Here is a 21,533-nt window from a genome sequence, read left to right on the forward strand (position 1 = left end):
ACGAGATGATCAGCCAAACCGAGCTTCCTGTACTGGAGCTGCTCCCCGCAGTCGACGTCGTGAACGGCCAGGCTGTCCGCCTGGTCCAAGGTGAAGCGGGCAGCGAGACGAGCTACGGCACGCCGCTGGAGGCGGCCCTCAACTGGCAGGAGCAGGGCGCGGAATGGGTCCACCTGGTGGATCTGGACGCTGCGTTCGGCCGCGGCTCCAACGCCGAACTCCTGCGCGAGGTGGTGGGCCGGCTGGACATCAACGTGGAGCTGTCCGGCGGCCTGCGCGATGACGAGTCGCTGGAAAAGGCGCTGGACCTGGGCGTGGCCCGCGTGAACCTCGGCACGGCCGCGCTGGAAAATCCGGACTGGACGGCGCGGGCCATCGAGCGCTTCGGCGACAGGATCGCCGTCGGACTGGACGTCCGGGGCACCACGCTGGCCGGCCGCGGCTGGACCAAGGAAGGCGGCGACCTCTGGGACGTCCTGGGCCGCCTCGAGGAGGCCGGCTGCGCCCGTTACGTGGTCACCGATGTGACCAAGGACGGCACCCTCCAGGGCCCCAACGTCGAACTACTGCGGCAGATGGTCGAGAAAACCGGCAAGCCCGTGGTGGCGTCCGGCGGCATCTCCAGCCTTGACGACCTGAAGGTCCTCCGCTCGCTGGTTCCGCTCGGCGTCGAGGGTGCCATCGTCGGCAAGGCCCTGTACGCCGGGGCATTCACCCTGCCGCAGGCCCTCGATGTCGCCGGCCGCCGCTAGGCGGCGCATGTCATGGCCGAGCACAGGCTGACGCCCGAAGGTGGGGCAGGCGCGCAGGAGGAACAGCCTCCGGCACGCCGCCTTCCCGGGCACATCCAGGCTGCCCTTGCGGGCGCCGGCGGCCTCACGGATTCTGCCGGCCGGCCGTGGGCGGGCCGCAGTCTTGAGGGTGAGAACGCCAGCATCCACAACTTCGAGGACGACGACGGCACAGCGGACACAGGGTATCTCGCCGCCGTTTCGGCCCTCCTCACCGCCGACGGCGACGAAGCCGCCGTCGTCGCTTCCCTGGCCACGGCGCGCGTTTTCGTGCCGATTGTGGCCCAGTTGGCCGAGGAAGCCGAGGGCGTGGACGGGCTGCATGCCGACAAGCAGGCCGACATGGCACTCGTGACGCTGAAGGCGCCCGACGGCCGGCTCGCGATGCCGGTGTTCAGCTCGGCCGGGGCCCTGGCCGCGTGGCATCCCGACGCGAGGCCCGTTGCGGTCTACGCGGCACGGGCGGCGCTGTCCGCCGTGGCCGAAGGCGCCGAGTTGCTGGTCGTGGATCCGGGATCCGAGGTCACCTTCGTGGTGCGGCGACCGGCCGTCTGGGCACTTGCCCAGCAGAAGCAGTGGATTCCCGCCTACCGTGACGCAGAGCTGGCGGCCCTGCTGCGCTCGGCCGCGAAAACCCGGCCGGCGGTCCGCGGCCTGGAAGTCCTCCCCGGCGCAGGCGTGGCAGCAGCAACGGCCTCAGGCGTTCGGATTGACGGTGGCGGGCCCGGGCCGGAACTGCGCGTGGTGCTCTACCTTGAGGACGGGCTCGATGCCGCCGCGGTCCAGTCCCTCGTCGCCGGCCTCCAAAACGACTGGAGCCGGAATGTATTGTTTGGTGAGCGTGTTGACTCGATCGAAGTCAAGCTAAGGCGCGCCGCGGAGTAACCGGCGGTCCCCAGATGGTCCGTCCTGCTGCTGCCCGGCCGCGGAACTAAGGACCTACCTGTGAATTTCACCCTGTACCGGGAGCTGCTGGCCGTCAGGCCCATCCGGCGCCTCCTGGTCGTCGGCATGATCGCGCGCATTCCCCATTCGGCGGCCGGCGTGCTCCTGACCCTGCACATCGTTCTGACCCTGGGAGAGGGCTACGCCGCTGCCGGGGCAGCAGCGGCCGTCATGACCATCGGCATTGCCCTCGGCGCCCCGTGGCGGGGGCGGCGCGTGGACACGGCCGGACTCCGGACAGCCCTCATCCCGTCCGTCGTTTCCGAGACCGTCATCTGGTCCATCGTGCCGCACGTCTCCTACCAGTGGCTGCTGCCGCTCGTCTTCGTCGGGGGACTGCTCACACTTCCCATTTTTAGCGTTGTCCGCCAATCGCTGGGCGTATTGGCGGACGGTGACCAGCGCAGGACCGCCTTCGCCCTGGACGCCATCAGCACCGAGGTGGTGTTCATGATCGGGCCGGCCGCAGGAGCGATCGTCGCCACGAGCGGACATTCGGTCCTCGGACTGACGATCGTCGGCGTCTCCACATCCCTGGCCGGGCTTTTTCTGATGTGGTTCAACCCGCCCACCCGCAGCGCTGGCCGCGATGAGGCATGCGAGGCGGACGAGCAGGAGGCCGCCGAGGTTGCCGTCGTGGCGGCCGCCCCCGCCCACCTGCAGGAAGCTGCTGCCGAGCTCGGGCCCGCGGCCGCCGGCAGCCGCCGCCGTGCAGGTATCCGGCGCAAGGTGGCCCACAACTTCAGCTGGTTCACCGCGTCCGTTGCCGCGGTCTTTGCCGTCGCCTCCGGGGCGGGCATGGTGCTGAGCGGCACCGATGTGGGCATCGTTGCCGCGCTGGAGACCGGCGGGCATCAAAGCGAAATCGGGATTGTCTTCCTCTTCTGGTGTGCCGCTTCGGTCATCGGCGGCCTCATCTACGGTGCCATGCACCGCCCGGTGTCGCCGATCCTCCTGCTCCTGGGCATGGCGGCGCTGACCATCCCCATGGGCTTCGCCACAGACACGCTGACGCTGAGCCTGCTCGCCCTGCTCCCGGGCCTCCTCTGCGCGCCGGTGCTCTCGGCCGCCTCGGAAAAAGTCGCTGACCTCGTGGACGAGGCACGGCGCGGTGAGGCGATGGGCTGGTACGGATCCGCGCTCACTGCCGGCGTCGCCCTGGGTGCCCCGCTCGCCGGGGTGTTCATCGACGGCGTCGGGCCGTGGGGCGGGTTCGTTTCGGTGGGGGTGGCCGGCGTCCTGCTGTGCGCCGTCGGACTCACCCTGCAGCGCCGCCGCCGGCGGCGCGCGGCCATGGCCTAAGAGGGCGCCAGACGCGACTGCCCGCGAGACAGAACGACGGCGGGCCGACCTCCCAAGGTCAGCCCGCCGTCGTCGTGATATGTCTTCGTGGGACTTAGTTAACTGCTCCGGTGTACTTTTCGCCCGGGCCCTTGCCCGGAGGATCGGGGATGATCGACTCTTCACGGAAGGCGAGCTGCAGGGAGCGGAGGCCGTCACGCAACGGTCCGGCGTGCTGGGAACCGATCTCCGGAGCGGCTGCGGTCACCAGGCCGGCGAGGGCCGTGATGAGCTTCCGGGCCTCGTCCAGGTCCTTGAGTTCTTCTGCGTTCTCTTCGGCAGCCAGGCCGAGTTTCACGGCGGCGGCGCTCATGAGGTGCACGGCGGCAGTGGTGATGACCTCGATGGCCGGAACCTCGGAGATGTCGCGGACCTGCTGGGAAACATCGGCCTGGTCTCCGGCGGCCTGGTAAACGTGTGAATTACTGTCTGGAGTGCTCATACGGTAAGCTTGTCACAGACCGACTGGATGTCGTTATTTTGCCGTGGATGAGACCCACTGCCCGCAATGTGCGGGAAGCGGGAATCTTTCTGTAGAATTGACATTCAGTTTGCAAGCGGAGTTCTCTCCCACCCGCGTCAGCCGTTTTTCCGAGTAGTTACGGGAAGCAAGGTTGCCGGGTAAAGGTCGGGCGTTTTCATCAGGCAGGAGCCTGGGAAAGTGCGTGCAGTCCCTGCGGGGCCTGCGCATCCGATCCTCGAGGCCTTCGATTGCTCCGGCAATTGGGGGCCTTCTCTATTTTGCCGGTGGAATACCCATCACGAACACAGGAGCTTTAACATTAGCGAGCCAAGAATCAATGAGCGTATCCGCGTCCCTGAGGTGCGGCTGGTCGGCCCTGCCGGCGAACAGGTAGGAATCGTCCGTATTGAGGATGCCCTGCGTCTGGCTGCCGAGTCCGATCTTGATCTCGTTGAAGTTGCACCGCAGGCCAAGCCTCCGGTGTGCAAGCTGATGGACTTCGGCAAGTACAAGTACGAGGCCGCAGTCAAGGCCCGTGAGGCCCGCAAGAACCAGACCAACACGGTTCTGAAGGAAATCCGGTTCCGCCTGAAGATCGACACCCACGACTACGAGACCAAGCGCGGCCACGCCCTGCGCTTCCTTGGAGCCGGGGACAAGGTCAAGGCCATGATCCAGTTCCGTGGCCGCGAACAGCAGCGCCCCGAAATGGGCCTGCGCCTGCTCCAGCGCTTCGCCGAAGACGTCAATGAAGTTGGCGTGGTTGAGTCGAGCCCGCGCATCGATGGCCGCAACATGGTCATGGTGATCGGTCCGCTGAAGAACAAGGCGGAGGCCAAGGCCGAAGCCCGCCGTGCAACGCAGCGTGCCGAAGCCAAGGCCCAGAACGAAGCGAAGGCATCGGGCCGCGTCGACACCTCGGGTGACGATCAGGCACCGCTGACACAGTCGCTCGCCGACCTTCTGCCGGAAGGCTTCCAGGTTTCCACGGAGGAAACCGTGCAGGACGCCCCGGCAGCAGCTGAGACGGCCGCTCCGGAAGCCGCCGTCGAAGCGCCTTCGGCTCCGGCCGAAGCGGCTCCGGCTGCCGAAGCTCCCGCCGAGGAAGCACCGAAGGCTGAAGCACCGAAGGCTGAAGCCCCGAAGGCGGAAGCACCCAAGGCTGTCAAGGAGGCCGAGCCGAAGCGCGAGGCTCCCGCAGCGGCTGCTCCCAAGGCAGCAACCGCTGCGCCCAAGGCGGCAGCACCTGTTGCTCCGAAGGCGGCTGCTCCCGAGGCTGCAGCGCCGGTGGCACCGAAGGCGGCAGCACCTGCTGCTCCGAAGGCGGCAGAGGCTGAGAAGGCTGCTCCGGCAGCGCCGAAGCCTGCAGCTGTTCCTGCTCCGCCCAAGCCGGTGGCCAGGCCGGCCGCGCCGAAGCCCGCTGCGCGCCCCGCGCCGCGTGCCACGCCGAAGCCGGCAGGCAAGAAGACCACTTAGTTCACAACTGCGGAAGGTATCGCCTTCAGGCAGTCAGCAACCAGCATGCCGCCCGCAGGGGCGGCTGCACGAAAGAACTGCGGACATTGTCCGCGGATACGTTAGGAGATCGGTTCCCATGCCGAAGATGAAGACCCACAGTGGTGCTAAGAAGCGCTTCAAGCTGACCGGCAGCGGCAAGCTGCGCCGCCAGCAGGCCAACCGCCGCCACTACCTCGAGCACAAGTCCTCCAGGCTGACCCGCCGCCTCGCCGGCGACAAGATCGTCTTCAAGGGCGACGCCAAGGTCATCCGGAAGATGCTCGGCATCTAATTTCCAAGCATTCTGACTGACTGCCACCTGGCACCAGTCAACTACCAATAAGCCTTCTCAGGCCGGCCGGGTTACCGGCAGTAGACGCTTGGGAGCAGATTTTTGAAGGAGTACGCACGTGGCACGTGTGAAGCGGGCGGTAAACGCCCACAAGAAGCGCCGGGTTATCCTCGAACGCGCCAAAGGTTACCGTGGACAGCGCTCACGCCTGTACCGCAAGGCCAAAGAGCAGCTGCTGCACTCGTTTGTGTACAGCTACGGTGACCGCAAGAAGAAGAAGGGCGACTTCCGCCGCCTGTGGATCCAGCGCATCAACGCTGCATCCCGCGCCAACGGACTGACCTACAACCGACTGATCCAGGGCCTGAAGGCCGCTGAGGTCGAGGTTGACCGCCGCATGCTGGCCGAGCTGGCTGTCTCCGACGCCAACGCCTTCGCCGCGCTGGTCAAGGTCGCCAAGGACTCCCTGCCCGCCGACACGTCCGCTCCCGCCGTCAAGGCTGAAGCTGCTGCGGCTCCCAAGGCAAAGGCTGCTAAGAAGCCTGCCGCCAAGAAGACTGCTGCGAAGAAGCCGGCTGCAGCCGCTGCCGAGTAGTACAGCAACAGGTGGTTCAAGGACGGGTGGCAACTGCCACTAAGGTTCTTATATGAACGAAACCGGGCGCCCGCAAGACTTTCCGCTTTCCAACCCCCGAGCTGATCGGGTGAGGAAGGTGGCACAGCTTGCCGGGCGCCCGGCCCGTTTAAAGCGCCGCGAGTTCCTGGCCGAGGGGCCGCAGGCCGTGCGCGAAGCCCTGACGCTGCATCAGAAGCGGGTTGCCGCGGGGGAACCCGGCATCGTCTATGAGGTCTACGCAAGCGAGTCCTGCCTGGACCGGCACCCGGATCTGGAGACACTCGCCGAGGGCACCACGGCATACCTTGCCACCGACGAAGTGCTGGCCGCGATGGCGGATACGGTCACCCCGCAGGGCATTCTCGCGGTCTGCGGTTTCCTGGATGTAGGCCTCGAGCAGGTGCTCGACGCCGGCCCGCAGCTGGTTGCCGTGCTGTGCCAGGTCCGCGACCCCGGCAACGCCGGAACCGTGCTCCGGGCGGCCGACGCGGCCGGCGCCGACGCCGTCATCCTGACAGCCTCCAGCGTTGACATCTATAACCCCAAGGCCGTGCGCTCGACGGCCGGATCCCTCTTCCACCTGCCCGTGGTGCTCGGCGCTGAGGTCGGGGACCTGGTGGCCCGCTGCAAGGAACGCGGCATCGGGGTCCTCGCGGCGGACGGCCAAGGCCAGCTGAACCTGGACCGTCTCCAGGACGAGAACGCGGCCCGCCGCCTGGGGGCCTCGGCGGCCGAGTCGGTATATGCGCTGGAGAGCCCCACGGCCTGGCTCTTCGGCAACGAGGCCCAAGGCCTGTCCGAGGACGAGATCGCGCTGGCCGACCACCGGGTGGCCGTGCCGGTCTATGGGGAAGCCGAAAGCCTGAACCTCGGCACCGCGGCCACCGTCTGCCTTTACGCGAGTGCCCGTTCCCAGCAGCCGGTCCCGTCCGGGCCTAAGTAAGCGCCCGGCGCAAGAAAAGCGGGGACCCACCGGCTGGTGGGTCCCCGCTTTCCTATGTGCAGCTGGCATGCCTTCCGGCTGACCAGCGCCTCGTGGTCTTAGGTGGTCCGGTTGCGGCCGGTGATGGCCCCGTAGACACCGGCGACTACCAAGCCGCCGATAATGGCGAGGATCCAGGTGCCGAGGTCGAAGAACGCCAGGTCACCCTTGCCGAAGAGAAGGCTGCCGATCCAGCCACCAACGATGGCGCCTACGACGCCCAATACCAAGCTGGTGACCCAGCCGCCGCCAACCCTACCGGGCATAACGGCCTTAACAATTGCGCCTACGATCAGGCCGAGAATAATCCAAGCAAGAAAACCCATTGTCTCCTCCTTCATATTCGTCGGGATCGATTCGTGTCAGTCCCGATATGGCTTCAAGCTAACACAGCGCACGATTATTTGTCAGCACGCTTAGTTTCAAGGTTTTCGTGGCGCCAGCGCGTCATGCCTGGTGCACTGCCGCGGACCGGCCGGGTACGGTATTTACTAGACGGCTGCGGTAGGCGGCCTATCCATTCCCTTGTAATTTCCTGTGAAGAGGTGAAGTTCCCTTGGCTGCAACTGGCGGTACCAAGGCGATCGTCGCGGCTCTGGCTGCAAACCTGACCATCGCTGTCTTGAAGTTCGTCGCATTCATTCTGACGACGTCGTCCTCCATGCTGGCCGAAGCCATCCACTCGGTGGCCGACTCCGGAAACCAGCTCCTGCTGCTCGTGGGTGGAAAGCGTGCCCAGAAGGCTGCCAGCGAGGAACACCCCTTTGGCTACGGCCGCGAACGTTACATTTACGCGTTCATCGTCTCGATTGTGCTGTTCAGCGTCGGCGGCCTGTTTGCCCTGTATGAGGCGTGGGAAAAGATCCAGCACCCGCACGCCATCGAGGGCGACTTCTGGTGGGTTCCGCTCGCCGTGCTGGTGGGCGCGATCATCGCTGAGTCCTTCTCGTTCCGGACGGCCATCGTCGAATCGAACCACATCCGCGGCAACCAGACCTGGGTCAAGTTCGTGCGGAACGCCAAACAGCCCGAGCTGCCCGTGATCCTGCTGGAAGACCTGGGCGCACTGCTTGGCCTTGTGTTTGCGCTCTTCGGCGTCGGCCTGACCTTGATCACGGGGAACGGCATCTGGGATGCACTCGGCACGGGCATGATCGGGCTGCTGCTCGTGGCCATCGCCGTCATCCTGGCCATGGAGACGAAATCGCTGCTGCTGGGTGAATCCGCGACGCGGGACGACGTTGCCAAGATCAGGGCGGCCATCGAGTCCGACGGGACGGGCATCATCCACCTCAAGACCCTCCACCTCGGGCCCGAGGAACTGCTCGTGGCCGCCAAGATCACCGTGGGTGCCGCGGAGTCCGGACTGGACATCGCCAGGCTCATTGACGCCGCCGAAGCGCGTATCCGCACGGCCGTGCCGATTGCCAGGGTCATCTACCTTGAGCCGGACGTGCACCGTGCTGAACTGCCCAGCGGACAGGCGTTCGCGGGGGACTCCGGAGCCTGACACCCCGGGCGCCATCCCGTCTTCCGGCCGCTGGCCGCGTGCCCCTTGGTTACGCGGTCAGCGGCTTTTTACGTTCCAGCATGCCGCTGAGGACCGCGACGCCGAGTCCCAGAACGGCGAGCACGGCCCCCACGAGGGCGGGCGCGACATAGCCCCAGCCCCAGGCGATGACCAGGCCGCCCAGGAAGGCGCCCAGGGCGTTCGCCACGTTCAATGCCGCGTGGTTGAGCGAGGACGCCAGCGACGGCGCGTCCGGCGACGCGTCCAGCAGGCGGGTCTGCAGCGCCGGGACCAGCATGGAACCGGCCGCTCCCACGACGAAGACCATCACGAATGCCGACCACGGCCAGTGCACAGCGACGGCGTAAACGACCAGGGCAACCGCGATGGCGGGCAGGACCCGGTAGATGGTTCCCATGACGGATTTGTCCGCGATCCGGCCTCCCACAATATTGCCTGCCACCATTCCCAGGCCATAGAGGGCCACAACGAACGGCAGCAGCGCCGACGGGATGCCGGCTACGGACGTCATGGTGTGGGCGATGTAGGTGTAGGTAGCGAAGAACCCGCCGAACCCGACGACGCCGATCATCAGGGCGAGCCAGACCTGCGGGCGTTTGAGCGCGCCCAGTTCCCTGCGGATGCTGGCGTCGGCGTGCACCGTCTGGAACGGGACGAACCGCCAGATCAGCGCCAGGGTGACCAGCCCGAGCGCTCCCACCAGGACGAAGAGCAGCCGCCAGCCGAAGGCCTGGCCGAGCCACGTGGCGAAGGGTACGCCGATGACATTGGAAACGGTCAGTCCGGCCATGACCATCGAGATGGCCCAGCCCCGCTTTGTGGGTGCCACGAGTGAGGCCGCAATGACGGCCGCCACGCCGAAGAACGCACCGTGCGGCAGCCCGGCGGCGAAGCGCGACACCAGCATGCTTCCGTAATCGGGGGCGATGAACGACGTCAGATTGGCGACGCTGAAGAACAGCATGAGGCCCAGCGCCAGGTGCTTGCGCGGAAGCTTCGCGCCGACGGCCGCCAGCAGGGGAGCGCCGATGACGACGCCCAGGGCGTAGGCCGAGATCAGGTGGCCGGCCTCCGGCGTGCTGATGCCCAGCCCCAGCTCAACCTCTTTGAGCAGCCCCATCATGGCGAACTCCGTGACTCCGATGCCGAAGCCTCCCATGGCCAGGGCAAGGATGGCCAGTCCCGGGTGGGTGGCGCCGGACTTGAGTTTGCCGGGCGCGGTAACAGTGGTCGTCATGTGCCTTCTTTTCGCGAACGTAAGGTGGTGAACCGCCTCAGCGGGCCGGGCGGGACCGGCAAAAGCGCGCAACAAATCGTATTTTTGGATCTGAATTTTCAACGGCGAAGGCGCGGCCGGTATTCCCGCTCTTTCCATTCTGCCGCATGGCGCCCCATAGACTGGGGCCGTGACTGAACTTATCCAGGTGGTGGGCGGCGCCGTCCTTGATTCTCTGGCGGATCCCTGCCGGCTCCTCGTCGCGCGGAGGACGGCACCCCCGCAGTTTGCCGGCATGTGGGAATTTCCCGGCGGCAAGGTGGAACCCGGCGAGGCCCCCGAGGTTGCGCTGCACCGGGAACTTCACGAGGAGCTGGGCATAACCGTCCGGCTGGGCGCTGAACTGCAGGCTCCGGACGGCACGGGGTGGCCGCTGAATGAGCGCGCTTCCATGCGCGTGTGGTTCGCGGAGATCGCAGGGGGCGAGCCCCTTCCGCTCGAGGACCATGACGAACTCCAGTGGGTCAGCCTCCGTGAGTGTGACGATGCTCTCACGCTGCCGTGGATCCCGGCGGACCTCCCCATTGTCCGGGCGCTGCTCAAAACACTGGCCGCCCCGGTGCGCGCCGACTCCATCCGCCGGAATTAACTGGCCCCCCGGCCGCATATTCGTGCGTATTGTTCGGATTTGGGGCGGCTGTGTGCGCCTTGGCAGAATCTATATGCTGGACGCCGCCGCTGCGTCCACCCCTTGGACATCTCCGACGGGGACTGCCACGCATTCTTAAAAGGAGCCCCATGATCTCGGTGAGCCGCGTCGTCAAGAGCTATGGCTCCGGGGCCTCGCAGGTCCGCGCCCTTGACGATGTGACGCTGACCGTGGAACGGGGCGAGATTTTCGGCGTCGTCGGCCAAAGTGGTGCCGGAAAGAGCACGCTGATCCGTACGATCAACTCGCTGGAACAGCCGGACTCCGGAAGTGTCCACGTTGCGGGCAGGGACATGACGAGTCTGGCGGGCACCGAACTGCGGCGAGCACGCCACGACATCGGCATGATCTTCCAGCACTTCAACCTGCTCAGCAGCCGGACCGTGAAGGCCAACGTTGAACTCTCACTGGAAATCACTGGCGCGGGCCGCAGCGAACGCCGCCGGCGCGCCCTCGAGATCCTTGAACTGGTGGGGCTGCAGGGCAAAGCCGCCGCGTACCCCGCGCAGCTGTCCGGCGGCCAGAAGCAGCGCGTCGGGATCGCCCGCGCGCTGGCGTCCAACCCGACCGTGCTGCTGAGCGACGAAGCCACCTCCGCGCTGGACCCCGAAACCACACGCCAGATCCTGGACCTGATCCGCCAGCTCAGCAAGGACCTCGGGCTGACAGTGCTGCTGATCACGCACGAGATGGACGTGGTCAAGAGAATCTGTGATTCCGCGGCCGTCATGAGCCAGGGCCGGATCCTTGAGCAGGGGCCGGTCGAGAAACTCCTGACCACCGAGAAGTCCCTGCTCGGACAGGCGCTCTTTCCGTTGGGCGAAATCCCCGAAACCTCGGGCTCGGTTGTCGAAATCACCTTCACCGGCATCCCGACCGACCGCCCGGTGATCGCCCAGCTGGCGCGCCAGCACGGGCTCGACGTCGGGATCCTCGGTGCCGCCGTGGAAACCATCCACGGGCGCCAGACCGGCCGGACCCGGCTGGAACTTCCCGGTGACCAGGAAACCGTCGACGCTGCTGTTGCCGACCTGCGTTCGCAGGGACTTTTCGTGGAGGTAATCAAGTGATCGACCGCAACGACCCCTATTTCTGGGCCGACCTGCTGGACACCATCCTCAAAGGCGCGGGGGAGACGTTCTACACGGTGGGCGTGAGCCTGTTGCTGACAATTGTCTTCGGCCTCGCAGTCGGCGTGCTGCTTGTCACGACGGAGGCAGGCGGGCTGCTCGGCAAGCCGTTCGGAAGCCGGATTCTCGGAATTGCGCTCAACCGGGTCCTCGACGTCCTCGTGAACATGGGGCGCTCCATTCCCTTCATCATCCTGATGATCCTGCTCATCCCCTTCACCCGCCTGCTGGTGGGATCGTTTATCGGCCCCACTGCTGCCATTGTCCCGCTCACGATTGCCGGCGTGCCCTTCTTCGCCAGGCTCGTCGAAATCGGCATCCGCGAGGTGCCGACCGGCCTGGTCGAAGCCGCCCAATCACTGGGTGCCGCGCGGTGGACCATCCTCACCAAGGTCCTCGTCGCCGAGGCCGTGCCCGCCCTGGCGCTGGGTCTCTCCACCACGGTGGTGGGGCTGATCGGATACTCGGCGATGGTCGGTGCCGTCGGCGGCGGCGGCCTGGGCGATGTTGCCTTCCGCTACGGCTACCAGCGCTACAGCCCCGAGTACATGTTCGGCGTCGTCATCCTGCTTGTCCTGCTCGTCCAGCTGTTCCAGTCCCTGGGAAACTTCGCCGCCCGCAGGCTTTCCCACCGCTGACCTCCTCCCCGCTTTCATCCCCACCGCTCCATCTCCGAAAGAAAACCATGATCCGATCGAACATCCTCAAGGCGGCCGCACTCGGCGCGGCCGCCATCCTTGCCCTCTCCGCCTGCGGAAGCGGAGGCTCATCCGCACCTTCGGGAACCATCAAGGTCGGTGCCCTCGCGGTGCCCGCCGGCGACATGCTCAAGCACGTCCAGCGGGAGCTCGCCTCCAAGGAAGGCCTCACGGTCGACTACAAGGAGTTCAGCGACTACAACACGCCGAACCCCGCCGTCAGTGACGGCGACATCGACGCAAACCTTTTCCAGAACACCACATTCCTCGCGACATACAACAAGGCCTCCGGCAAGGACCTGGTGAGCGTGGGCAAGGTGTACCTGCCGCCGATGGCCCTGTACTCCAATGACGTGAAGAGCCTGGACGCACTCCCCGCCGGCGCGTCAGTGGCGATCCCCAACGACCCCACGAACGAGTCGCGCGCGCTGAAGCTGCTCGCGTCCAAGGGGCTCATCGAGGTCGCCGAGAACCCCATCACGCTCAAGGACGTCAAGGCGAACCCGAAGAACCTGAAGTTCACCGAGATTGAAAACGCCAGCCTTCCGCAGGCGCTCAACGACAAGGACGCCGCGATCGTCACGCTGGCTTTCGCCCTTCCGGCCGGCCTCACCGCCGACAAGCAGCTCCTCGTCGAAGGCAAGGACAGCGCCTACTACAACGTTCTCGCGGTCAAGTCTGAAATGAAGGACGATCCCCGCGTGCAGAAGCTCTACAAGATCCTCACGTCGCAGGACATGAAGGACTTCCTCCAGGAAAAGTACAGGGGCCTGGTCATTCCGGCCAGCTAGTACCGGCCGGCAGGAACTGGCGAAGGGCAGGACGGTTCAGCGTCCTGCCCTTCGTTGTCTGTTTTGCGGCCTGGCAGTCCCCGGGGGTACTTCCGTTCAGAAAAGTGTCGGCTGGGAAGCTGCGGGCGCAGCACCGGCCTGGGCCGCCCTGCCGGCACCGTCCAGGGGTATGCTGCCGGCCGGGTACTGCGCCTCTTCGCCGCGGGGATCGTCGACGTCGCGGTGGCTGAACCCGTGTGAACCGGAAAAACCATGGCGGGCCTTGAAGTAGCGGATCCTGCCTGCAAGCCACTCACGGTATTCCTTTGACGCGTAGGAGCCTGTGCCGTACAGCCTGCGGTACCGTCCGGCCAGTTCCGGGTGGCGCGCGGCGATCCACTGCATGAACCATTCGCGCGTGCCGGGTTTCAAGTAGAGAGCTCCGGCCGTGACTCCGGTGGCGCCGGCGGAGGCCAGGGCGCCGAACAGGGAGTCCAGGGCTTCGTCGCTATCCGACAGCCAGGGCAGGATCGGCATGGCCATCACCCCGCACGGCAGCCCGGCGTCGCGAAGCCGCGATACGAGCTTGAGCCGGGCCCGCGGCCCGGGGGTGCCGGGTTCCACGGCTTCCGAGAGCCGCTCGTCCGTCATGGCCAGCGAGATCCCGATGCCCACCGGGACCTGGGCGGCCGCGTGCTTCAGCAGTGGAATGTCGCGGGCTAGCAGGGTCCCCTTGGTCAGGATGGACAAGGGAGTGCCGGAGTCGGCCAGTGCCCCGATGATTCCCGGCATCAGGCTGTAGCGGCCCTCGGCACGCTGGTAGGGGTCGGTGTTGGTTCCGAGGGCGACGTGCTGCCGCCCCCACGAGGGTTTGGCCAGCTCCTTGCGCAGGACTTCAGCGGCGTTGATCTTGACCACCACCTGGCTGTCGAAATCCAGGCCGGCGTCGAAGTCCAGATAAGTGTGGCTCTTGCGGGCGAAGCAGTAGACGCACGCGTGGCTGCAGCCGCGGTACGGGTTGACCGTCCACTCGAAGGGCATCCGCGAACCGGCAGCCACCTTGTTGAGCACCGATTTGGCAGTGACCTCATGGAAGGTGACCCCGGCAAATTCAGGGGTGGAGACGGACCGCACAAGCCCGGCCAGTGGCAGCAGCGGTTCCGCGGCAGGGGCGGCGGTGCCCGTGCTGTTGGATCCTTGTTCTCCCGGCTGCTCGCCGAGCCTGGGTCTGAGTGCCTGTGCGTCCCATCTCATGCACTCCATTCGAAGGTATGTTCGAATTTAAGTCAAGGTCCGTGGCCGGTGTTTCGCGGTTCTGCTGGACCTGCCGGCCGCCCGGCATCGATGGAGGGCGGGACGCTACGCTTGGTCCATGATCCTGCTCACCGGGTTTGAACCTTTGGCGGCCACGCCGCAAACCCGTCGTGGGGGGCGGCCGTGCATGCCCGGACCATACTCCGGGGAGAAGGCCTGGCCGTGGAGGCGGTGGAGCTGCCGTGTGTCTTCGGTGCCGCGGCCACTGCCCTCGGCAATGCCCTCGATGCGCTCGAGCCGGAGCTGGTGGTGTGCATTGGCCAGGCGGGAGGCCGCGACCGGGTATCCCTCGAGCGGATCGCCATCAACTGCGAAGACGCGCCGATTCCGGACAACGCCGGCAACCAACCGGTGGACTGCCAGGTCGTTGCGGACGGGCCGGCCGCGTACTTCAGCTCACTGCCGGTGAAGGCGGCGCTCCTGGCCGTGACCACGGCCGGATTTTCCGCGGAGGTTTCGCAGACGGCGGGAACCTACGTCTGCAACCACACCTTCTATGCATTGATGCACGCGCTCGCGTCGCGACCCGGCGTCCGCGGCGGGTTCGTCCACGTCCCGTTTGAAACCGGTCAGGTGCCGGAAGGAAGCGCCGCCCCGTCGATGCCGTTGGAATCGATGGCGGAGGCGATCGCCGTCGTCGTCCGCGCTTCACTGGCGCAGCGGCCGGACCCGAAGCTGGCAGCGGGCAGTACCCACTAGCTCAGCCACTCGCCGGGGCGCTTCAGCCAAGTCAGCCCGTCCGCTGCCGCAGCCCCCATTGCACCGTGATGGTGACGCTCACAGCGGCCGTACCCGCTTCCACGGCCACCGCGTCGGTGGCAAACGCGGGCTCCATCTTTGCCACCGGGACGGGGGCGGAGGACGCGGGGTGCTCTGAGACGGTCACGACGTCGCCCAGCTCCGCATTGGCCAGTGCGGCGAACTGCGCAGCCGAGGACGCGGCGTCCTGCCAGGCCGCCTCCCGCGCCGACGCCGTCACGGCCGCCGCGTCCGTGAAGCCCAGCTGAAGCCCGTCCAGCCTCACGTCGTTCCCGCCGGCCTCCACAGCCGCGGCTATGCTCTCGGCTGCGGCCGCCACGTTACGGAGACGCACGCTCAGCACGCTGGACGCCACATAGCCGGTGACTTTCTGGCCCTGTCCCTCCTGCCAGATCACATCGGCGCGGACATTCAGGCCGGACGTGCTGATGTCACGGTGGTCGACGCCGTGGCCGCGCAGCGCCGTTGCCACCGCGGCGGACGCCGCGCCTGCGGCCGTGAACGCCTCTCCGGCGTTCTCCCTCCGGCATTCCACACCGACGGAGATGGTCAGCTGGTCCGGGACAGCCTCAGCCGTTCCGGTCCCCGTGACCGTGACGGTCCTGGACAACCCACCCACTCAGGCCCCCGTTCCGCCGGCGTTGCCGCCGGACGTTCGGCCGGTTCGCCGCGGCGGCCGGGGCCGCCTGCGATCCGGGTAGCCGCCGGCTTCCAGTCCGGCCCGGCGTTCAAAGAGGTTCCCCGACGCCGGATCGCCGGTCCGCAGCCTGGACCAGGCGGCGGCCAGGAAGTAGAACACGAGGAATGGAGCACCCAGGCACCACGCGTACTGCGTGCTGTGCCGTTCCTCATGCTGCAGGAGGACCGGGTTGGCCAAGGCTGCGTCCGGGCCGGCGCGGTAGATGACCACGTTGCCCACCGTAAATGCCCCGGCGAAGGGCAGCCTCCACCGGTAACCGGTGGCTATCACCAGGCCGCGCGGACCGTCCACCGTCCTGGTTCGCGCCAGCGTGGCCAGCAGCAGCCCAAGCGGCGTGGAGCCATTCAGCACGTTCGCGAGTTGCCGCAGCCGCTGTCCCGGGGTCATGAGGCCATGCTAGCGGCAGGCGCTCACGGTAAACATGGCTGCGGTGCCCGGCGCCGCGTTCAGGCAGCCCGGCCCCGTCAATTAGACTGGGAACAGCGCCTGCCGGCCACCCGCCGGCGAGCCTGCCCTTGTCATTGGGTGACGTCAGGGATGACTTCATGCAATGACGTGCCAGTGACGGACGCGCCGCCGGGGAACCGGCATAGCAGCACCGGCCATTGGCATCACCCGACTCGTAGCTAAGAACAGTAGATGACTGAAACTTTGCCGGGCGCTGCCATCCCGAACCCTCTGGATGAAGCCGCCATCGCCGCCGCCGTAGACCAGGCCATCACCGCCATTGCCGGTGCCTCCACGCTCGATGAACTCAAGGCTGTCCGCCTGGCCCACACCGGTGAGAAATCGCCGCTGAGCCTGGCCAACCGGGAGATCGGCGGCCTTCCCAAAGACCAGAAGGCCGCCGCCGGCAAGATCATGGGTTCCTCCCGCGGGCGCGTCAACAAAGCGCTCGCCGAACGCACCGCCGAGCTCGAGGCTGAAAACGATGCCCGCATCCTGGTCGAGGAAACCGTGGACGTGACGGCCGCACCGCGCCGCCGCCGCGCCGGAGCCCGCCACCCCCTCTCCACGCTCCAGGACCGCGTCGCGGACATCTTCGTGGGCATGGGCTGGGAAATCGCCGAGGGTCCCGAAGTCGAGTCCGAGTGGTTTAACTTCGACGCACTGAACTTCAAGCCGGATCACCCCGCTCGCGAAATGCAGGACACCTTCTTCGTGGAGCCGCCGGAAGCCCACCTGCTGATGCGCACCCACACCTCCCCGGTGCAGGTCCGGTCCATGCTGGAACGCGAGCTGCCCATCTACGTGCTGTGCCCCGGCAAGGTGTTCCGCACCGATGAACTCGACGCCACGCACACCCCGGTCTTCCACCAGTTCGAGGGCCTGGCCATCGACAAGAAGCTCAGCATGGCGGACCTCCGCGGGACGCTGGAGCACTTCGCCCGGCAAATGTTCGGCGACGAAGCCCAGATCCGGCTCCGTCCCAACTACTTCCCGTTCACCGAGCCGTCCGCGGAACTGGATATCTGGCACCCGGGCGCCAAGGGCGGCCCGCGCTGGATCGAATGGGGCGGCTGTGGCATGGTCAACCCCAACGTGCTGCGCGCCGCGGGCATCGATCCGGATGTCTATTCAGGTTTTGCCTTCGGCATGGGCATCGAGCGCACGCTCATGTTCCGCAACGAGGTCGGCGACATGCGCGACATGATCGAAGGCGATGTACGTTTCAGCGAGCACTTCGGGATGGAGATCTAACAGTGCGTATTCCCCTTTCCTGGCTGCGCGAATTCGCGCAGGTACCGGCCGGAGCGACGGCCGAAGACGTCATGGCGGAGCTCGTCAAGGTCGGCTTTGAAGAAGAAGCGGTCCACCGTCCCACGGACGGCCTCAAAGGCCCCGTCGTCGTGGGCCAGGTCCTGAGCCTGGTCAAGGAACCGCAGACCAACGGCAAGACCATCAACTGGTGCCAGGTCCGCGTTGTCCCCGAAGGCCAGGAGCAGACCCTGGCCGGCGAGGGCATCGACCCCTCCGGCGTGCAGGGCATCATCTGCGGTGCCCACAACTTCGTGGAAGGGGACAAGGTGGTGGTCACGCTTCCGGGCGCCGTCCTGCCTGGCGACTTCCACATCTCGGCACGAAAGACCTACGGACACCTGTCCGCCGGCATGATCGCCTCCGTCCGCGAACTGGGCATCGGCGAGGACCACGACGGCATCCTGGTGCTCTCCCGGATCGGGCTGGATCCGGAAATCGGCGCCGACGCCATGGAACTGCTGGGCCTCTACGACCAGGCCGCCGAGATCAACGTCACGCCGGACCGCGGTTACGCCTTCTCGATCCGCGGCGTGGCCCGCGAATACGCCCACGCCACCGGCACGGTCTTCACTGACCCGGCGTCGAAGGTGCAGGCGCCGGCAACACTGTCCGGCGGCTACGGCGTCAAGATCAACGACGACGCGCCCATCTACGGCAAGCCCGGCTGCGACCGGTTCGTCGCCCGCACCGTCCGCGGCGTGGACGCCACTCGGGCCACTCCGCCGTGGATGTCCGCACGCCTTCGCCTGGCCGGCATCCGCTCCATCTCGCTGCCCGTGGACATCTCCAACTACGCGATGCTCGAACTTGGCCAGCCGCTGCACTTCTATGACCAGGACAAGCTGTCCGGGGACATTGTGGTCCGGCGCGCCGTCGCGGGGGAGAAGCTCACCACCCTTGACGGCAAGGAGCGCGCGCTGGACCCCGAGGACCTCCTGATCACGGACGCCTCCGGCCCCATCGGCGTCGCGGGCGTCATGGGCGGCGCGTCCACCGAAGTATCGGATGCCACCTCCACCGTCCTGATCGAGGCAGCCCACTTCGAGGAAGTGTCCATCGCCCGCTCACGCCGGCGCCACAAGCTGCCCTCGGAGGCCTCCAAGCGCTTCGAGCGCGGCGTGGACTGGCAGGTGGCCAACGTCGCCGCGCAGCGCGCCGTCGACCTCCTCGTCGAGCTGGCCGGCGGGACGGCGGATGAGGCGGGTACCGACGTCGGAACCGCTCCCGACGCCGTCACGATCGCCCTGCCCGCGGAGTTCCCCGCCACGCGCATCGGCCTTGACTTCACCGAAGAGCAGATCGTCACGTGCCTTGAGGACCTCGGTGCCGTCGTCGAAAAGAACGACGGCGGCTGGTCAGTCGCTGCCCCGAGCTGGCGGAACGACCTGGAAACCAAGGAGGACCTCTCCGAGGAGATCGCCCGCCTGGTGGGGTACGACAAGATCCCGGCCACGCTGCCCGTGGCGCCTCCCGGCCGGGGCCTGACCCGCGTGCAGCAGCAGCGCCGCCGCCTGGTCCAGGCGCTGGCGGATGCCGGGCTGACCGAGGTCCTGTCCTATCCGTTCGTATCGAAGGCTGCCAACGACACGTTCGGCGTGGCCGGGGCGGGCGAGCCCAGGACTGCGGTCAAGCTCGCCAACCCGATCAGCGAGGAGCACGGCTACCTGCGCACTTCGGTGCTGCCGGGCCTCATCGAGGTGGCCAAACGCAACCATTCCCGCGGGTTCCGCGACCTGGCGCTCTTCGAAGCCGGCCTCGTGTTCCTGCCCGGCGATACCCTGGGCACGGCCAGCATTCCGCCGCTCGGCGCCAAGCCCTCCGACGAGGTGCTGGACGCACTGTACGACGGCGTTCCGGACCAGCCGCTGCACATCGCCGCCGTGCTGACCGGCCACGATTCGCCCGCCGCCGCGGGCCACACGCCCAGGGCATGGGACTGGGCGGATGCACTCGACATTGCCCGCCAGGCCGGCGACGTGCTCGGCGTTGAGATTGTGGTGAGCCAGGGACATCACCAGGCCTTCCACCCGGGCCGGGCCGCGCAGCTTTCACTGCGTACCGGCGAGGTGGTGGGATACGCCGGTGAGCTGCATCCGAAGCTCCTGGCCGCGCACGACATGCCGGCGCGGTCCGTGGCGCTGGAAATCAACGCCGACGCGCTGTTCGAGGCCGCGGCCGACGTCATTGTGGCCCGCCACATTTCCACCTTCCCGGTGGCCACCCAGGACGTGGCGCTCGTAGTGCCGCAGGAGGTTCCGGCGGACGACGTGCTGGCCGCGCTGCGCGAGGGAGCCGGCGAGCTGCTGGAAGACGTGGCGCTTTTCGACGTGTACGCGGGCAAGGGCATCGAAGAAGGCAAGAAGTCGTTGGCGTTCGGGCTCCGGTTCCGCGCCGCGGACCGGACGCTGACTGCCGACGAGGCCTCCGCTGCCCGGGAGCACGCCGTTGCCCTGGCCGCCTCGCGGTTCGGTGCGGTACAGCGCTAGGCCCAGCACAACCGGACCGGGAACTGCCGGCTTGAAAACCATGGAAGACCACGCCCGCCGGCGTGGTCTTCCGTGCTTTCCCGGGCGGTCCCGCCGACGAATTTGCTGCTGGACCGCGGCGTCAGCTCCCCGGCATGGCCGGAAGCGCCGCTTCATACAGCCAGGGGTGCAGGAGGGCTTCCGAGTCCAGGCCCGTCACGTGATCGGCGGTCAGGATGAATTCGGCGGTGGACACGGAGCCGTGGCTCTTGGTCCGGGTCCACTCCTGGAGCAGCGCGAAGAAAGCCATGTCCCCGCAGGCCAGGCGGAGCGCGTGAAGCGCCAGCGCACCGCGCTTGTAGACCCTGTCATCGAACATTAGTTCGGGGCCCGGGTCTCCCACCAGCAGGTCCTGGGGGCTGGTGCTGAGGCGCCGCCAGGCGGCCGCGGCCCGGTTCTGCACGGGCATGATGGCGGCTTCCTCCGACCAGATCCATTCCGCGTAGCAGGCAAATCCCTCGTGCAGCCAGATGTCGCTCCAGGTGCTCGCCGTCAGGGAATTTCCGAACCACTGGTGGGACAGTTCGTGCGCGATGAGGCGCTGGGACTCCCATTCGGAGCCGAGATGGTTGCGGCCCAGGATGGACAGGGACTGCGCCTCGAGGGGGATTTCCAGGGCGTCATCCGTCACCACCACCGTGTACTCGGGAAACGGATAGGGGCCAAAGCAACTGACAAAGGTGCGCATCATGTCGGCCTGGCGGGTCAGCCCTGCCAAGGCGGAATGCGTGAGCGTCGGCGGGACGGCGGCGAACTGGGCCACCCCGCCGGACGCCGGCAACGTCAGAAGCTCGTACCGGCCGATCTGAACCGTGGCCAGGTACGTGGCCATGGGCTCTGCCTGTTCGTAGACCCAGGTCTGCCGGCTCGACCTGGTGGTGTGGCCCACGAGCAGGCCGTTGCATACGGCGCGGTACCCGGCGTCGGTGGTGACAGAGATGCGGTAGCTCGCTTTATTCCGCGGGTGGTCGTTGCAGGGGAACCACGACGGCGCGCCGTTGGGCTGGCCCGCGACGAGCACGCCGTCGGTGAGCTCCTCCCAGCCCACTTCGCCCCAGAGGCCCTTGCGGGGCGCCGGATTTCCCTCGTAGCGGATGTCCAGGGTGAAATCCGCTCCCGCGTCCAGGACCTGCTCGCAGTGCACCACGAGCTGCTCGGCCCGCTGGGCGAACCGGCGCACCCGCGCGCCGTTTAGCTGGATTTTCAGGGCCCGGAGGCCGGTCATGTCGAGGACGACGGCGGACGTCCGCCGGGCGGCGACGGCATGCAGCACTGCGCGGCCGTTCAGGCGGTTGCTGGCGAGTTTGTAGTCAAGGTCCAGTTCGTAGCGCACCACGCGGTAGGCATCCGTCCCGTGCCCCGGAACGTAGGGGTCGCTGGTGCCGGCGGCGCCGGGCACAGGCAGGACCGCCGGGCCGGGGGATTCTGCGGGACTCATAAACGGGTGCCTCACTCAAGCTGTCGTCGGGACCGTCCGGGTATCCCGGCTGGCC

Annotated in this window: 21 protein-coding genes and 1 pseudogene; 15 read left to right on the forward strand and 7 right to left on the reverse strand. The window is 67.1% G+C overall.

Going from position 1 to position 21,533, the window contains the following annotated elements:
- The first annotated feature begins 5 nt into the window (after positions 1-5).
- The 3 genes from priA to ABFP37_RS01780 are packed head-to-tail and all read left to right on the forward strand — an operon-like array spanning position 6 to position 3,038.
- A complete protein-coding gene (gene priA, locus ABFP37_RS01770) occupies positions 6-752 on the forward strand; it encodes a bifunctional 1-(5-phosphoribosyl)-5-((5-phosphoribosylamino)methylideneamino)imidazole-4-carboxamide isomerase/phosphoribosylanthranilate isomerase PriA (RefSeq protein WP_078026457.1) in 747 nt (248 codons plus the stop codon).
- A 12-nt stretch (positions 753-764) separates the two neighbouring features.
- Positions 765-1,676 carry an SseB family protein gene (locus ABFP37_RS01775; protein ID WP_347032547.1) on the forward strand — a complete coding sequence of 304 codons (912 nt, stop codon included), beginning with the start codon at positions 765-767 and terminating at the stop codon, positions 1,674-1,676.
- 60 nt (positions 1,677-1,736) lie between these two features.
- A complete protein-coding gene (locus tag ABFP37_RS01780; RefSeq protein ID WP_078026459.1) occupies positions 1,737-3,038 on the forward strand; it encodes an MFS transporter in 1,302 nt (433 codons plus the stop codon).
- Positions 3,039-3,132: 94 nt separating this feature from the next.
- Here the strand turns inward: ABFP37_RS01780 and ABFP37_RS01785 are convergent, their stop codons facing one another.
- Entirely contained in the window at positions 3,133-3,519 is a 387-nt protein-coding gene (locus tag ABFP37_RS01785) for a DUF1844 domain-containing protein (RefSeq protein WP_078026460.1), read from the reverse strand.
- A 219-nt stretch (positions 3,520-3,738) separates the two neighbouring features.
- On the opposite strand from ABFP37_RS01785, the gene infC reads away from it, so the two are divergent.
- The 4 genes and pseudogenes from infC to ABFP37_RS01805 all read left to right on the forward strand — a co-directional run bounded on the left by infC (position 3,739) and on the right by ABFP37_RS01805 (position 6,888).
- Positions 3,739-5,016, forward strand: coding sequence for a translation initiation factor IF-3 (infC, locus tag ABFP37_RS01790; protein ID WP_347032548.1), 1,278 nt, complete (start codon positions 3,739-3,741; stop codon positions 5,014-5,016).
- 118 nt (positions 5,017-5,134) lie between these two features.
- Positions 5,135-5,329 carry a 50S ribosomal protein L35 gene (rpmI, locus tag ABFP37_RS01795; RefSeq protein WP_009358635.1) on the forward strand — a complete coding sequence of 65 codons (195 nt, stop codon included), beginning with the start codon at positions 5,135-5,137 and terminating at the stop codon, positions 5,327-5,329.
- 118 nt (positions 5,330-5,447) lie between these two features.
- Positions 5,448-5,804, forward strand: a pseudogene (gene rplT, locus ABFP37_RS01800) (50S ribosomal protein L20); the annotation flags it as partial.
- A 238-nt stretch (positions 5,805-6,042) separates the two neighbouring features.
- A complete protein-coding gene (locus ABFP37_RS01805) occupies positions 6,043-6,888 on the forward strand; it encodes an RNA methyltransferase (protein ID WP_347032549.1) in 846 nt (281 codons plus the stop codon).
- A 98-nt stretch (positions 6,889-6,986) separates the two neighbouring features.
- On the opposite strand, the gene ABFP37_RS01810 is transcribed toward ABFP37_RS01805, so the two are convergent.
- Positions 6,987-7,253 carry a GlsB/YeaQ/YmgE family stress response membrane protein gene (locus tag ABFP37_RS01810; RefSeq protein ID WP_078026463.1) on the reverse strand — a complete coding sequence of 89 codons (267 nt, stop codon included), beginning with the start codon at positions 7,251-7,253 and terminating at the stop codon, positions 6,987-6,989.
- Between the two features lie 230 nt (positions 7,254-7,483).
- Here ABFP37_RS01810 and ABFP37_RS01815 point away from each other — a divergent pair, with 230 nt between their 5' ends.
- Positions 7,484-8,437, forward strand: a complete 954-nt coding sequence (locus ABFP37_RS01815) for a cation diffusion facilitator family transporter (RefSeq protein WP_078026464.1) — start codon at positions 7,484-7,486, stop codon at positions 8,435-8,437.
- A 49-nt stretch (positions 8,438-8,486) separates the two neighbouring features.
- Here the strand turns inward: ABFP37_RS01815 and ABFP37_RS01820 are convergent, their stop codons facing one another.
- Entirely contained in the window at positions 8,487-9,695 is a 1,209-nt protein-coding gene (locus ABFP37_RS01820; RefSeq protein WP_078026465.1) for an MFS transporter, read from the reverse strand.
- A gap of 169 nt (positions 9,696-9,864) precedes the next feature.
- On the opposite strand from ABFP37_RS01820, the gene ABFP37_RS01825 reads away from it, so the two are divergent.
- The 4 genes from ABFP37_RS01825 (at position 9,865) to ABFP37_RS01840 (ending at position 13,002) form a co-directional block, all read left to right on the forward strand.
- Positions 9,865-10,323: a (deoxy)nucleoside triphosphate pyrophosphohydrolase gene (locus ABFP37_RS01825; protein ID WP_078026466.1), complete on the forward strand. Its 459-nt coding sequence runs from the start codon at positions 9,865-9,867 to the stop codon at positions 10,321-10,323.
- A 149-nt stretch (positions 10,324-10,472) separates the two neighbouring features.
- Positions 10,473-11,453 carry an ATP-binding cassette domain-containing protein gene (locus tag ABFP37_RS01830; protein ID WP_078026467.1) on the forward strand — a complete coding sequence of 327 codons (981 nt, stop codon included), beginning with the start codon at positions 10,473-10,475 and terminating at the stop codon, positions 11,451-11,453.
- 32 nt (positions 11,454-11,485) lie between these two features.
- Positions 11,486-12,151, forward strand: a complete 666-nt coding sequence (locus ABFP37_RS01835; protein ID WP_347032574.1) for a methionine ABC transporter permease — start codon at positions 11,486-11,488, stop codon at positions 12,149-12,151.
- A 47-nt stretch (positions 12,152-12,198) separates the two neighbouring features.
- Complete coding sequence (locus tag ABFP37_RS01840) at positions 12,199-13,002, forward strand: MetQ/NlpA family ABC transporter substrate-binding protein (protein ID WP_347032550.1); 804 nt, start codon at positions 12,199-12,201, stop codon at positions 13,000-13,002.
- Between the two features lie 96 nt (positions 13,003-13,098).
- On the opposite strand, the gene ABFP37_RS01845 is transcribed toward ABFP37_RS01840, so the two are convergent.
- The gene (locus ABFP37_RS01845; protein WP_347032551.1) at positions 13,099-14,235 is read right to left on the reverse strand and encodes an Rv2578c family radical SAM protein; all 1,137 of its coding nucleotides are present in this window, start codon (positions 14,233-14,235) and stop codon (positions 13,099-13,101) included.
- Between the two features lie 183 nt (positions 14,236-14,418).
- Here ABFP37_RS01845 and ABFP37_RS01850 point away from each other — a divergent pair, with 183 nt between their 5' ends.
- Positions 14,419-14,994 (forward strand): pyroglutamyl-peptidase I, encoded by a 576-nt coding sequence (locus ABFP37_RS01850; RefSeq protein ID WP_347032552.1) that lies wholly within the window; start codon positions 14,419-14,421, stop codon positions 14,992-14,994.
- 31 nt (positions 14,995-15,025) lie between these two features.
- Here the strand turns inward: ABFP37_RS01850 and ABFP37_RS01855 are convergent, their stop codons facing one another.
- Together ABFP37_RS01855 and ABFP37_RS01860 are read right to left on the reverse strand one after the other, a co-directional pair.
- The gene (locus ABFP37_RS01855) at positions 15,026-15,664 is read right to left on the reverse strand and encodes an SIMPL domain-containing protein (RefSeq protein ID WP_078026472.1); all 639 of its coding nucleotides are present in this window, start codon (positions 15,662-15,664) and stop codon (positions 15,026-15,028) included.
- Between the two features lie 9 nt (positions 15,665-15,673).
- Positions 15,674-16,141: a hypothetical protein gene (locus ABFP37_RS01860; RefSeq protein WP_347032553.1), complete on the reverse strand. Its 468-nt coding sequence runs from the start codon at positions 16,139-16,141 to the stop codon at positions 15,674-15,676.
- A gap of 252 nt (positions 16,142-16,393) precedes the next feature.
- Between ABFP37_RS01860 and pheS the strand changes: the two genes are divergently transcribed.
- Both pheS and pheT read left to right on the forward strand, forming a co-directional pair.
- Positions 16,394-17,455: a phenylalanine--tRNA ligase subunit alpha gene (pheS, locus tag ABFP37_RS01865; RefSeq protein WP_078026474.1), complete on the forward strand. Its 1,062-nt coding sequence runs from the start codon at positions 16,394-16,396 to the stop codon at positions 17,453-17,455.
- A 2-nt stretch (positions 17,456-17,457) separates the two neighbouring features.
- Positions 17,458-20,001: a phenylalanine--tRNA ligase subunit beta gene (pheT, locus tag ABFP37_RS01870; protein WP_347032554.1), complete on the forward strand. Its 2,544-nt coding sequence runs from the start codon at positions 17,458-17,460 to the stop codon at positions 19,999-20,001.
- A 121-nt stretch (positions 20,002-20,122) separates the two neighbouring features.
- Here the strand turns inward: pheT and ABFP37_RS01875 are convergent, their stop codons facing one another.
- On the reverse strand, positions 20,123-21,478 hold the full coding sequence (locus ABFP37_RS01875) for a M1 family metallopeptidase (RefSeq protein WP_347032555.1): 1,356 nt from the start codon (positions 21,476-21,478) through the stop codon (positions 20,123-20,125).
- Positions 21,479-21,533 lie beyond the last annotated feature (55 nt).

This window comes from Burkholderia sp. RS01 (assembly GCF_039748055.1).
Lineage (GTDB): Bacteria > Actinomycetota > Actinomycetes > Actinomycetales > Micrococcaceae > Arthrobacter.